Here is a 12415-nt window from a genome sequence, read left to right as displayed (position 1 = left end):
TGCGGTGATGAGAGATGATGCCATCGGCGGGTGAGGTCCTCGGAGCTTCGTGTGGCCTAGAGAACTTCATGATCACCGACGTGATCTCATCCGCCTTCTTCGGCTCCACAGAGGCCGATCACGATGCGAATCCCCAGTTCAGAACCCTCCCGTCCGACAACGCAATGGCCCTGCGCCAGGCCGCCCAGGATCGCGTACGCCAGTTGCCGGACGCGCCGCACGGTCGAGGTCATCTCCGGACGCGCCGCGCGGTCGAGGTCATCTGCGGCCGCGCCGCACGGTCGAGGTCATCTGCGGCCGCGCTGAGCAGGGCGATCGCTTCCTGCACGCAGCGCCAGGCGATCCCGGTCTCGAACCGGCAGCGAGGCGGGTGCAGGTGTCGCCTTCGCGCAGGTGGGCCGGGGCGAGCAGGGCCCGGCGACCGGGGTTTGCAGTCGCCGCCATCGCGATCCGCCTGGCGGCGGTGGTCGCGGATGCGGTCGGCGAGGTGGTTCAGGGTCCGGCTGGACAACGTGATCGTGGCAGGGCAGGACAGCATGGCGACCGGCGGCTGCCGTAGGCGGAGTCGTGAAAGCCGAGTTCATTTGCCGCCGGCGGCCCGCCGGCACAGGTAGCGTAGTACGTCCGCGAGACGCCGTGGATGACCAGCAGACGCCGAGCCGACCATGTGTCTCGTCGAGTACCAGTCGTGAGCTCCCGGCGGATGGACGTTTGATTCGAAACGCAGCCGTCGGACGGTCACGAACCGCGAACACCCCGCGAAACTTTGGGTTGCCGCAGTCCTCTGCACGGCGTACGGGGGGGGTGTCCCTATGGGTTCTGTCAAGCGGCGAGGGCGAGCTTTTCTGCCGGTTTGTGCTGGTAAGGGGTGCGGGTGCGGAGCATGGCGTGCAGGACGTCGACGCGTCGGCGGGCGAGGCAGATGAGGGCGGCGTTGTGTTTCTTGCCTTCGGATCTCTTGCGGTTGTAGTAGGCCCGGCTGAGCGGGTCGGACAGGGCCGCGAACGCGGACAGGAAGAACGCGCGTTTAAGCTGCTTGTTGCCGCCTTTCGGCGGGTGCTCGCCGCGGATGCTGGTGCCCGAGCGGCGGGTCACCGGCGCCAGGCCGGCGTAGGCGGCCAGGTGCCCGGAGGTGGGAAACGCGGCGACGTAACCGACCTCCAGCAGGATCCGGGCTGCGGTCCTGACCCCGACGCCGGGCATCGAGATCAGGACCGAGGAGAGAGGGTGCGCATCAAGCATCTCCTCGACCTGGGCGGCGATCTGCTCACGTTGTTTCAGCAGGTCACGCAGGCTGTCAGCCAGCTTCGGCAGGATCGTCTCGGCCGCGGTGGTGCCAGGAACAACCACGGTCTGGGCGTCCAAGGCGGTGAAGACCTGCTCGACCAGGCGGGCACCCATGCGCGGAGCTCGGCTCTTGACGATCTCGGTGAGTTTCGACCGGCCGGTCTTGCGCAGCCCGGCCGGGCCGCCGCACCGCGACAGCAGTTCCAGCACGGCGGCGTGCTGCACTTTCGGGCCCAGGACCCGTTCCAGGGGCGGGTGAATCTGGGTGAGCAGCCCACGGATCCGGTTGCTGATGCGGGTGACCTCACCGGCGAGGTCATCGTCGTAGCCGACCAGCATCTCCAACTCGGCGAGGGTGTCGTCACCGGCGTCGACCCGGCGCAGTGTGTGCGGCAGGGTCCGGGCGGCGTCGGCGATCACGTAGGCGTCGCGGGCGGCGGTCTTCGCGGTGCCTGGGTGCAGGTCAGCGAGGCGGCGCATGACCAAGCCGGGCAGGTAGGCGATCTGGTGCCCGCATGCCCGGGCGACCGCGACGGGCAGGGCGCCGATCGAGGCGGGCTGGTCGACCACCGCCAGGATCCGGCCGTGCCGGCCGAGTTTGTCGAACAGTTTCCGCAGCCCGGCCTCGGTGTTCGGCAACGCCGCGTCATGCAGGCGCTTGCCGGCCGGGTCCAGTGCGACCGCGTGATGGTCGGTCTTACCGACGTCCAGGCCGAGGAACACGCCGTACTCGTTGTGCACGCCTTCGCCTCCCACGATGTCCATCATGGGCTCGGTCGCTGGTCACAGCGTCGGACTGCCGGCAGCCACGTTACGGAGAGACCTACCCAGGATCGGGTGGCCGGGTCCCTATCAGCGGTCTCCCGACGCCACCCAGCCCGGCGACAACACCCCCCGGATCATGCGTACGACAGGGGCAGTAAGTCATACCGGGCCGAGCGACCGAGCAGTCCCCGGTGGGGACGATCAAAAAGGTAACGGGCAAAGGCCCTGCGCTTGGGTAGCTGACCCGAGGGGCGGAGTTACTGACTAGTCACTTCGCACCGTTCGTTCCGAGGTCCTTCGAGTAACGTGCGCCGACGATGTTCAGCGGGGGGCGGCCCTCCGCATGAGCGTCCAACAACGATCGCTCGCGTTACACCAGAGCAATGTTGGCGTTCCAGCAGCCAAGGAATGTAACACCACTCGTGTCCGCGCCTTCGTAACGCTTCCGGACGTTAGCGATACATTCCATGGCATGCGCATCGGCTACGGACGGGTCTCCACCCGCGACCAGAACCCCGACGCCCAACACGACGCCCTCACTGCGGCCGACTGCGAACAGATCTTCATCGACAAGGCCTCCGGCAAACTCGCCCGCCGGCCCGAACTCGACAAGGCGCTGCTGGTCGCCCACCGGACCGGCGACCAGCTCGTGGTCACCAAACTCGACCGGCTCGGCCGGTCCCTCGCCAACCTCATCGAGCTGTCCGCTCAACTGCAGCAGCGCGGCGTCGACCTGGTCGTGCTCGACCAGAACATCGACACCTCCACCGCGATGGGCCGCATGTTCTTCCAGATCCTCGGCTCCGTCGCCGAATTCGAACACGCGCTCATGTCCGAACGCACCCACGACGGGCTTGCCGCCGCCCGCGCCCGAGGCCGCACCGGCGGACAGAAACCCAAACTCACCGCACGCCAGGCCAGGATCGCGCAGCAGATGTACGAGGAGACCGGCCCCGACGGGCGCCTGGTGTACACCGTCGAACAGATCGCCGCCGAATTCGGCGTCACCCGGCCCACCATCTACCGCCACCTCGCCAAGCTGCCCGCCCGGACACCCACTCCGTAAGCCGAACTCACCCCGACGCCCCGACGACTCGTGCGTCGTGCACGCAAACCCGAGACACATCGCAACCCTGTGCGCATGAGTCCGAACAGACCTGATGTCTGAAGTCCTCGCCAAGATCATCGCTAGCGTTACTTCTGGTTCCGATGCTCCTCAAGGGCCAGCCATGTTCTGCCGCCCCTGTCAAGTGAAGTACATCTATGCGACAGTCGCCTATATTTTTTATTGAGCGGTGCTCTACATTGCGCTACATGCCTACTCGAACCACTTGCGGGGAGTGAGACATGACGCGGGGCCAGATGCACATGCGGGCGAAGATCGCGGCCACAATCGCAATTGGGGTGACAATTGCCGTCACTCAAGCGGTTCCGTCCTTCGCCGACCCCAGCGACAACTGGGTCGCAATGGAGAACTGGAAGAACTTGATGGTCCTGGGGTTGCAGAGCCCCCGTGACGCCAACGGCGCGAACGTCATCCAGTGGACCCGCTCGGTTAGGCCGGGCACCAGCGAGCCGACCTACGACCAGCAGTGGTTGCCGTCGCAGAACGCGGAAGGCTACTGGTCGTTCCGGAACGCGGGAACGACCGATTGGAAGGCGTTGACGGTCAACGGCAACAACTCGAACAACGGCGAGCGGATCATCAGCTGGCCGTACAAGTCGACGAACCACTACCAGCAGTGGCGTAGGGAGAACAACCCTGCTTGGCCGGGACACTATCGTTTCATCAACCGTGGCAGCGGCCTATGTCTAGCCATCAGTGGCGGGGGCAGCAATGCACTGGGTGCTCAGTCCGTACAGTGGAGCTGCGGAACCGGGCCGGATCAGGCTTGGAGCCTGCCGAACACCTGATACGCCACTGGCTGGCCGAGCAATGTGAGTCGCCCGCTCGGATGGCAGGCTTGAATCGGCCGCCATCCGGCGTTGGGCTTCGGCGGCGCGAGGCACAGCGTGATCCACATGATCAGCTGGCCGTTGCCGCCCTGGTCTCCGTCTCCGTCACCCGGGAACGTCACCGTAACCACCCCCTCTCCCGGGACTCGAAAACCCGTACGGCGGCTTTCGTTCACCCGAGAGGTGGCTGGAACCATTTCAGCACGACCCCCTGACAAAAGGCTCAGCGGGTCTCGGGACGGATGACCTTGGTGCGCGCGATGGACTGGGGACCCGACCGGCGGGGCCAAGATCTTCAGCGATCGGCAGGGAGACCGGGCGAAACAAACGGCTCCGGCAACGCACAGCACGGTCGCCTCGGCGTGGAACGGGGCGACGATCTGCATCCCGATCGGGACACCGTCAGGTCCCATCCCCGCGGGGACGCTGGCCGCGGGGTGGCCAGACAGGTTGAACGCCCGGGTCAGGCTCACGCTGATCGTCTCCCCGGGGCCGTCGTGGCCGTGGGCGCTGACCGGGGCGGTAGGGGTCAGCAGGACTTCGGCGGCCTGGAACGCGGCGGCCAGCCTCCGGTCGTTGTCAGCCCGGCTCGCCAGGGCCGGGGAGCTGTGGTCGCCTCTGCGCAGGGCGTGCCAGGCGTCGGCCGGGTCGGTCAGGACTAGGTCGTGGTCGACCCACTCGATGACGCCGGCGGTGGCCAGTCGATCGGCGGCCGCGCGGGTGACGGCGATGATGTCCGTGCCCTGTGGTCGGCATACCCGAGGGTGGCCGACCACAGGGCACGGATTGGCCGGTATCCCTCGTGTCGGATTCCGAGGTCCTCTGCACAGCTGACCGAACTCCTCTGCACTCCCCGTTGACCATCCGCGTTTTTTCCAGGGGCACCGTCAGGTGGCGCGCATTCCAACTCTTCAGTCTTTACGTGGAAGCGTAGGAAACGTCCGGAACCACCCTCAGTCCGAGGACGAACATGGCGGCACCCGCTGCGGCTAGAACGGCGATGGCGGCGAAGACCAGGCGTGGGCCGGCGAGTTGCAGGGCCGGCCCAGCGGCTGTGAAGCCGATGAACCCGGCGAGGTTCTCGGTGGTGGTCACCGCAGCCAGGACATGCGGTCTGCGGTCGGGTGGGGTGCGCAGGGTGAAACGTGTAATGAGGGTTGCTGCGAGCATCGGTGTGGCCAGCCCGGTGAGAAACAATCCGGTGGCTACGACGGCCGGCTGCTGGGCGAGGAGCAGCCACAGCGGCACGCAGAGAAGTACCGCGGCTGCAGTCAGGGCGGTGGTGCCCATCCGGCTCAGCGCGGTAACCGCGACCAAGCTGCCGAAGGCCAGGCCGGCACCGTTGGCTGCGGTGAGCAGACCCAGCGTGCGCGGGTCGCCGCCGAGGTCGTGCAGGACCAACACCGGAAGGCAGAGAAAAATCGCGGGGACCGCGAGGGTCACCAAGACCAGCGCGATGCCGAACAGCCGCAGCGTGGGGTCGCTGAGCACGTCACGGTAGCCGCCGCCTTTCGCAGGATGCTCGTCGGAGCCGGTCACGGAACGGTTCGCGGGCGGTCGCACGAAGGCGAACACGATCAAGAGCGAGGCGAGGTACGTCCCGGCATCGATCCAGAGGACCTGTGCCGGGCCGAGCAACGCGATGAGGATGCCTCCGACAGCAGGCCCGGCAAGCGCGGCGATTCGGGTTGCCGCGTCGATGAGGCTGTTGGCGCGTCCGACGAGCTTCTCATCGGAACCATGCACGGGACCCAGCAGCTGCGGCAGGATCAGCCGCTGGGAAGAGACGTACGGCGTGGTGAACGCACCCAGCCCGAACGACACCGCGAGCAGGATCGGCAGGTTCACCCCACCGGCCAGGTGCTGCAGCGGTATCCAGGCCATCAGCGGCACCCGGGCTGCGTCGCCGATCAGCATGGTGCGCCGTGTGCCTAGCCTGGCGACCAGCTTGCCGCTGAGCAGTCCAACGATCACCACGCCCAGGAACTCCGCGGTCAGGATAAAACTCATCTTCACTGGTGAACTCGTGGTGACCAGCACGAACCACGGCAATGCCAGCAGGGTGAGCCACGATCCGAACGTGGACAGCAACTTCGCGATGAACAGGGCCGTCAGGCCCGGCGTACGCAGCATCAGCTCGGACCGTCGTGCGTCGGTACGGCATAGGCGAAGAACGCGACCCGGCGGGCGCCTTCCTTGCGTGGCCGGGCAGCGTGGGTGTACTCCGCGATGACAGCCTTGATCCGCTCGGTCGCCTCGGTGAGCTCGGCAGGATCGAGATAGCCCATGTCCTCACCCACCCAGGCCGCCTCACGCCACGTGATGTCGAACTCGCCCTCGTGATGCTGGAAGTCGTCGAGCGCGGCGAGTCGCCGGGCGATAAACTGCTCCCGAAGCGCCCGGGAGGCCGCAGCGAACTCCGGCGATCCGTCACCGGTCGCGGTCCAGGTGATCCCCCGGCTGGTGGCCCGCCACGGCCGCTCGCGGCCACGCGCCAGATCGCGGGCCGGCTCAACAAGGCCCCACTTGACCAGCTGACCGACGTGATAGCTGACGGACGCTGTCGACTCGCCAGTCAGGTCGGCCAGCCTCCTGCCCGTCGTCGGGCCATCCACAGTCAGAAGCTCGAGTAACTTGAGCCGGACCGGATGGGCAAGGGCACGCAGGGCTTCAGGCTCAGTGATCTGCTTCGGATGCTGGGACACCATTAGGCCAAGATATGTTGGCCAAGAAGTGTTGGCAATACCGGCGCCCGACACGACGGCGTACACCACCGTGGTGTTGGAGTACACCCCAACACCACACTCCAAGTTCACACTCCCGTGCACGGCACCTGGTCACGACCATCGGCTCGTACAGAGAACCTCGAACTCCGACAAAACGGCATGACCAGGCGAAGGCCGTCGCAATGCCGTTCCGGCCGATCCCTGATCACTGGGCCGTCGATGATCTCCACAAGCATCACCACTCGTGTGAGCTGTTGGTCGTACAGCGATGTTTCTGACGGCACGTGAATTCATCGGGCCTCAGGTTCAAGGGCACGTCAGCGGGCAAGTGAGTCGGCATGACATCGACGAGCGCCGCTGAACCGCAACCGCATCTGCTGGTCGTCTGGCCGGGAAAGCGAAATTTCCGCGAGTACCTGTTGAAATCGGTGGCCACGCGGTATCGCGTGCACCTGCTCCACGAGACCGAGCCGAGCTGGGAACAGCAATATCTGGATGGCTGGACGGTCATCGACGACTTGAGCGACCAATCCACCGTCGAGGCGATGATGGCCAAGGTGGCCGAGGCCGACCCGTTCGACGGCGTTCTCTGCTGGGACGAGTCGTGGATCCTGTTGGCGGCCCGGCTCGCGCGGTCCTTCGGCCTGCCCGGCGGGGACGTCGAGGCGATCAACCGGTGCCGCGACAAGCATCTGACCCGGGAGGCGCTGAACGCGGCGGGCGTGCCGCAGCCGCGCTCGGCGGCGGTCACCACCGTGGACGAGGCAGTCCGGGTGGCTGCGGAGTTCGGCTATCCGGCTGTGGTCAAGCCGAGGGCGCTCGCCGGCAGCCTGGGCGTGGTCAAGGTCGCCACGGAGGCCGAGACCAGAGCCTCGTTCCAGTTCGCCCGGGACAGCGAGAGCCTGATCCCGGAGATGCCGCAGCAGGAGGCGAGCACCCTGATCGAGGAGTACATCGACGGCCCCGAGATCAGCATCGATGCGGCGATCGTGAACGGTCAGGTCCAGGTGCTCTGCATAGCCCGCAAACAGGTCGGTTTCGAGCCGCACTTCGAGGAGACCGGTCACGTGGTCGACGGCCACGACCCGCTGCTGGTCGACCCCGTCGTGCTGGGCGTGCTGTCCGACACGCACGCGGCGCTCGGCTTCCGGCACGGCATCACCCACACCGAGCTGCGGCTGGGCAGCAGGGGCCCGCAGGTCATCGAGGTCAACGCACGCATCGGCGGCGACCTGATCCCCTATCTCGGTCTGCGCAGTGGCGGACCCGACGTCGGTCTGGTCGCTGCGGCGGTGGCCTGCGGCCAGACGCCGCCGACCGAGCCGGCCGCCGAGCGGCGGGTCGCCGCGATTCGCTATTTCTATCCCCCGCACGACGCGACCGTCGTCGACGAGGTGAGCTTCGACAGCGCCCGGTTGCCCGCGGCGATCGACCGGGCGGAGGCGCTCGCCGCACACGGTGACGTCAAGTCACCGCCGCCCAACGGTCTGCTGGTGGGCCGGGTCGCTCTGGCGGTCGCGGTCGCCGGCAGCGGCGCTCAGTGCGCGGACGCCCTGGACCGAGCCGAGAAGGCGCTGATCGTCAAGGAGCTCGAACGCCGGTGAGCGCACACGAAGGCGCCCGTGGCACAGCCACGGGCGCCTTGTCGATGCTCAGGCGACGGCGCGCAGGCCCGCGGCCAGCCGGTCGGTGAGCGTGTCGACGTCGGCCGCGGTGATCACCAACGGCGGCGTCAGCAGGACCAGATCCCCGCAGAGGGCCACCAGCAGCCCGTTGTCACGGCACGCGTCCTTGATCGCGGTCATCGTCGCGCCGCCGGTTCCGGCCAGCTCGACCGCGATCATCAGGCCGCGCCCGTGCACACCGGTGATGATCGGCAGCTCGGTCGCCAGCTTCTGCACGGCCGTGGTCAGCTGGGCCCCGCGGTCGATCACGTTGCCGAAGATCTTCCCGTCGGCGAAGGCGGTGAGCACGGCGTCGGCCGCCGCCAGCGCCAGCGGGTGACCGTCGCAGGTCGAACCGTGCGGGAAGACGACGTCGCTGTCGAGCGCGCGGGTGGCGATCTCCCGGTTGACGGCGATCGCGGACAGCGGCATGTAGCCGGCGGTGATGCCCTTGCTCAGCAGGATCATGTCGGGTTCCAGGCCGAGGCGGCCGGAGACGGTCAGCGAGCCGGTGCGCCCGAATCCGGTCGTGACCTCGTCCACGATCAGGTGGATCCCGAACTTCCGGCACGCGTTCTGCACCTGCCGCAGGTAGCTTTCCGGCAGCTCGACGAAGCCGGTGCCCAGAATCGGCTCCAACAGCACCGCGGTGATGCGCTGGGCCCCGACCCGCTCGATGGTGTCCAGGAGCGCCTCGATGTCGCCGGCCGCGACGTGGTGCACGTCGCTGAGCGTCCGGCCCTCGATCGCGTGCAGCGGCTTCTCCCCGGTCAGGCCGCTGGCCAGGCCGCCGATGCCGTGATAGCTGTCCCACAGGGCGATCACGTCGCGGCGGTGCGGCTCGTCGGGGCGGCGTACGAAGCGCGAGAGCATGACCGCGGCCTCGACGGCCTGGGCGCCGGTGGTGCAGAACCGGACCTGGGTGATGTGCTCCGGCAGGGCGGCGACCAGCCGCTCGGCATAGTCGAGGGCGATCTGCGGCGGCTGCTCGAAGCGGATCATCTGCCCGACGCCTAGCTGCTGCAGCTGCCGGGTGATCGCGTCGGCGACTGGCCGGTAGCCGTAGCCGAGGGCGGCGTTCCAGAGCATCGAGCGGGCGTCGAGGTATTCGCGGCCGGACACGTCGCGCAGGTAGACGTCGTGTCCGGACACCAGTGCACGCTCCCGGTAGGCGGGGTCGATGCGCGAGGTCAGGGTGCTGAACCACAGAGCGGGTGTCTGGGTCCGTACGGCTTCGGCGGTCATTTCTCTCCTCGGGCGGCGGGTCGGTCAGACGGGGGCGAACTGGGTGTCGGGCAGATAGCCGAGGCGGGCCAGCAGGGGCGCGCATCGGTCCTCGGCGTCGGCGATGGCGGCGAAGGCGGTGCGCACCAGGGCGGCGCGCGGGCGGCCGCGTCTGGCCGAGTCGGCGGCGAAGTGCAGGGACATGGGCAGGTTGGTCCAGGCGATCAGGGCCTGCTCGGCGCGGTCCCGGTCCTCGGCGCCCAGATCGTGCTCGTCGAGCAGGTGGGTGTAGCGGACGGCATGGTGCTGGGCGGCGGCCCACAGGTCGTCGATGTGCCGTTCGCGCTGCGGGTGCTCCGGCAGCGCGCAGAAGAAGCCGCTCAGGTAGGTGAGGACCTCGGGCAGGCCGGTGCTCCAACTCGGCGGCTCGGGCATCTGCGGCTGCCGGTCGGCGTCCTCGGGTGCGACCCAGAGGAAGCGGTGCTCGCCCGGGACGACGGTGGTGTCGCCGAATGCGTGGGTCAGACGCAGCAGCTGCTCGGGTTCGAGTTCGCGCGGCGCGCTCATCGACCGGATCAACTCGGTGGTGGTGATCCGGCCTCGGAACGGCTCCTGCCGGCCGGCCGGCAGCAGCGCGCTGAAGGCGTCGTCGACCTGCCAGTGATCGTCGGCGGCGGCGGTGACCCGGACCAGGTGCGGGGCGCTGTCGTTGCGGTCGGCCAGCGACCAGGGCATGGCGCCCGCGTAGGTGACGATCAGGACACCGCTGTCGCGGCGCGACTGTTCGCGCAGCTCACGAACCAGCGTCGCGGTGTCCTGGGCGGCGCGGTAGGCCAGGCGGCGCCCGTCGCTGAGGTGCCCGAGCGAGTAGCGGTGGTGGGAGAAGGCGAGCAGCCCGCCGGGTTCGTCGGTGCGCACGGCGAGGCGAACCGAGCGCGCCACCCGGCCGTCCGGGTCGGCCTCAGTGGCGCTGAGGTAGGTCATCAGGTTGACGGTCAGGCAGGTCCCGCCGGCTTCTCGCGTACGCGAGGTCGTCTCGACGCTCATCGGGCCACCTCGCCCTGAGTGGTGGCCTCGCTGATCACGTCGACCAGGTCGGACACTTTGTACATCACCTTGCCGACGAAGATGTCGTCCGGCAGCGTGACGTCGAGCTCGTCTTCGAGCTTGATGAGCATGCCGAGCAGGCCCATCGAGGTGATGCGCAGCAGCGAGCCGTTGAGCGGCTCGTCGTCGGCGATCCGGTCGTATCCGATCGACAGGCGCGATTCGCGCACGACCAGCCGCTTGACGGCGTCGGTTACGGCTTGCCGGCCGGGGACGCGGGACGTTTCTGACACGGGGGGCTCCTCCATGACGGTCGTGCTCGGGGCGGTGGGCGGATCAGGCCTTGCGGAAACGAAGGGTGCCGGCGCCGTCGACGCGCCAGCTGTAACTCATCAGGTCGGCCAGGGTCACCGGGCCGCGGACGTGCAGCCGGCTCGTGCTGATCGCGATCTCGCAGCCGAGGCCGAGCGTCGGCGCGTCGTGCAGCCGCACCGAGCCGTTGACGATCACCATGGCCGCGTCGATCTGAGCGCAGTAGGAGTCGGCCACCTCGTCGCTGCCGGTGACGATGGCCTCGGTGTGGGCGCTGCCGTGGCGCCGGACGTGTTTGACGGCGTCGTCGGCGTCGCCCACGGTGGACACGCACAGGGTCCGGTCGAGAAACTCGCGGCCGAAGTCGCTGTCGGAGCGCGGCTCGACCGCGACGACCCGGGCGATCTCGGCCGGGATGGCGGCGACCACGTCGGCGTCGACCCGCACCGTGAGACCGCAGCCGGCGAGCTCATCGCCGTACCCCATGAGGGTTTGCCAGAATTTTCCGGCGACGGCGGCGTCCAGCAGGACCGTCTCCAGGGCGGTGCAGCCCTCGGGTTCGTGCAGCTTGCCGTCCAGGACGATGCGCACGGCCAGGTCCAGGTCGGCGCTCGCGTGCACGTAGAGGTGGTTGACGCCGCCACCGCCGACGATCATCGGGATCTTCGACAGCGACCGGCAGGCGTCGGTCAGGCTGGGGCTGCCCCGCGGGATCAGCACGTCGATGGCGTCCTCGCGGGCCAGCAGCATGCGTAGCCCGGCCCGATCGACGTCGTGCAGGACGCGGACCATACCGGTGGGCAGGCCGGCCTCGCGCAGCGCCTGCTCGAAGACCTCGGCCAGGGCGGCGTTGGTGCCGGCGATCTCGGAACCGCCGCGCAGCAGCACCACGTTGCCCGCGCAGACCGGCAGCAGCGCGCCGTCGATGGTGACCGACGGCCGTGACTCGTAGATCATCAGCAGCACGCCCAGCGGCCGAGCGATGCGGCGCGACCGGGTGCCGTGCGGGCCGATCACGTCCCGCGACGGCGTCACGGCCCGCTCGATCTCAGCCGGCAGTCGGCCGGTGAGCGCGAACGCCGCGTCCCGGTGCGCGTCGGTGAGCGTCATCCGGTGCAGCATCCCGTCGGGCAGCCCCCGCTCGCGGCAGCGGCCGAGGTCGGCCTGATTCGCCGCGACGACCTGCACCCAGCGCTCGTCGAGGATGCGCCGGACCGCCGCGACGAACCGCGGATAGGCCGGGTCACCGATCGGCGGGGCGTCACCCAGTGTGCGCCGGCAATCGGCCAGGCATTCGTCGATCGCAGTCGCATCCATCATGTCTCCCAGTGCTCGCGGCTCGTCTCAGCGGACTGACAGCGAACAAATCGCCGAGGAGCCGACCGGCAAACCGCGCTGTCTTCTTCCTGCAGCGGGCCGGGCTGGCAACTAGCT

The 12415-nt window shown here is 68.4% G+C and carries 11 protein-coding genes and 1 pseudogene; 3 read left to right on the top strand and 9 right to left on the bottom strand.

Going from position 1 to position 12415, the window contains the following annotated elements; genetic code table 11:
- Window positions 1-274: 274 nt before the first annotated feature.
- A pseudogene (locus ACH442_RS35175) lies at window positions 275-538 on the bottom strand (IS5/IS1182 family transposase); the annotation flags it as partial.
- 284 nt (window positions 539-822) lie between these two features.
- Window positions 823-2028, bottom strand: coding sequence for an IS110 family transposase (locus tag ACH442_RS35170; RefSeq protein ID WP_396342386.1), 1206 nt, complete (start codon window positions 2026-2028; stop codon window positions 823-825).
- 496 nt (window positions 2029-2524) lie between these two features.
- On the opposite strand from ACH442_RS35170, the gene ACH442_RS35165 reads away from it, so the two are divergent.
- Together ACH442_RS35165 and ACH442_RS35160 are read left to right on the top strand one after the other, a co-directional pair.
- Complete coding sequence (locus tag ACH442_RS35165) at window positions 2525-3118, top strand: recombinase family protein (RefSeq protein ID WP_396342384.1); 594 nt, start codon at window positions 2525-2527, stop codon at window positions 3116-3118.
- 281 nt (window positions 3119-3399) lie between these two features.
- Window positions 3400-3966 carry an RICIN domain-containing protein gene (locus ACH442_RS35160; RefSeq protein WP_396342383.1) on the top strand — a complete coding sequence of 189 codons (567 nt, stop codon included), beginning with the start codon at window positions 3400-3402 and terminating at the stop codon, window positions 3964-3966.
- On the opposite strand, the gene ACH442_RS35155 is transcribed toward ACH442_RS35160, so the two are convergent.
- From ACH442_RS35155 to ACH442_RS35145, 3 genes are all read right to left on the bottom strand, one after another.
- Window positions 3939-4784, bottom strand: coding sequence for an amidase family protein (locus ACH442_RS35155; protein ID WP_396342382.1), 846 nt, complete (start codon window positions 4782-4784; stop codon window positions 3939-3941). The two genes, ACH442_RS35160 and ACH442_RS35155, sit on opposite strands and share 28 nt — an antisense overlap.
- A 142-nt stretch (window positions 4785-4926) precedes the next feature.
- The gene (locus ACH442_RS35150) at window positions 4927-6141 is read right to left on the bottom strand and encodes an MFS transporter (RefSeq protein ID WP_396342381.1); all 1215 of its coding nucleotides are present in this window, start codon (window positions 6139-6141) and stop codon (window positions 4927-4929) included.
- Window positions 6141-6800: an ArsR/SmtB family transcription factor gene (locus ACH442_RS35145; RefSeq protein WP_396342380.1), complete on the bottom strand. Its 660-nt coding sequence runs from the start codon at window positions 6798-6800 to the stop codon at window positions 6141-6143. Before ACH442_RS35145 ends, ACH442_RS35150 begins: the two co-directional genes overlap by 1 nt.
- Window positions 6801-7072: 272 nt before the next feature.
- Here ACH442_RS35145 and ACH442_RS35140 point away from each other — a divergent pair, with 272 nt between their 5' ends.
- Entirely contained in the window at window positions 7073-8338 is a 1266-nt protein-coding gene (locus tag ACH442_RS35140) for an acetyl-CoA carboxylase biotin carboxylase subunit family protein (RefSeq protein ID WP_396342379.1), read from the top strand.
- 48 nt (window positions 8339-8386) lie between these two features.
- On the opposite strand, the gene ACH442_RS35135 is transcribed toward ACH442_RS35140, so the two are convergent.
- Genes ACH442_RS35135 through ACH442_RS35120 form a run of 4 tightly spaced genes read right to left on the bottom strand, consistent with a single transcriptional unit; the run spans window position 8387 to window position 12301 of the window.
- On the bottom strand, window positions 8387-9643 hold the full coding sequence (locus ACH442_RS35135; RefSeq protein ID WP_396342378.1) for an aminotransferase class III-fold pyridoxal phosphate-dependent enzyme: 1257 nt from the start codon (window positions 9641-9643) through the stop codon (window positions 8387-8389).
- Between the two features lie 24 nt (window positions 9644-9667).
- Window positions 9668-10669: a hypothetical protein gene (locus tag ACH442_RS35130; RefSeq protein ID WP_396342377.1), complete on the bottom strand. Its 1002-nt coding sequence runs from the start codon at window positions 10667-10669 to the stop codon at window positions 9668-9670.
- Window positions 10666-10962, bottom strand: a complete 297-nt coding sequence (locus tag ACH442_RS35125; protein WP_396342376.1) for an acyl carrier protein — start codon at window positions 10960-10962, stop codon at window positions 10666-10668. The genes ACH442_RS35130 and ACH442_RS35125 overlap by 4 nt, the downstream gene beginning before the upstream one ends.
- Before the next feature lie 43 nt (window positions 10963-11005).
- A complete protein-coding gene (locus ACH442_RS35120; RefSeq protein WP_396342375.1) occupies window positions 11006-12301 on the bottom strand; it encodes a glutamate-5-semialdehyde dehydrogenase in 1296 nt (431 codons plus the stop codon).
- Window positions 12302-12415 lie beyond the last annotated feature (114 nt).

Origin of the sequence: Actinoplanes sp. NPDC020271 (assembly GCF_044388125.1) — a bacterium.
Taxonomy (GTDB): domain Bacteria; phylum Actinomycetota; class Actinomycetes; order Mycobacteriales; family Micromonosporaceae; genus Actinoplanes.
The sequence above is the reverse complement of the archived record's forward strand: the minus strand, read 5'-3'. Positions and strand labels throughout refer to the sequence as shown.

Bases quoted from the DNA above. Each gene is read 5' to 3' on its own strand.
- ACH442_RS35165 (WP_396342384.1), top strand. From the start codon at position 2,525: ATGCGCATCGGCTACGGACGGGTCTCCACCCGCGACCAGAACCCCGAC.
- ACH442_RS35150 (WP_396342381.1), bottom strand. From the start codon at position 6,141: ATGCTGCGTACGCCGGGCCTGACGGCCCTGTTCATCGCGAAGTTGCTG.
- ACH442_RS35160 (WP_396342383.1), top strand. From the start codon at position 3,400: ATGACGCGGGGCCAGATGCACATGCGGGCGAAGATCGCGGCCACAATC.
- ACH442_RS35130 (WP_396342377.1), bottom strand. From the start codon at position 10,669: ATGAGCGTCGAGACGACCTCGCGTACGCGAGAAGCCGGCGGGACCTGC.
- ACH442_RS35120 (WP_396342375.1), bottom strand. From the start codon at position 12,301: ATGATGGATGCGACTGCGATCGACGAATGCCTGGCCGATTGCCGGCGC.
- ACH442_RS35135 (WP_396342378.1), bottom strand. From the start codon at position 9,643: ATGACCGCCGAAGCCGTACGGACCCAGACACCCGCTCTGTGGTTCAGC.
- ACH442_RS35140 (WP_396342379.1), top strand. From the start codon at position 7,073: ATGACATCGACGAGCGCCGCTGAACCGCAACCGCATCTGCTGGTCGTC.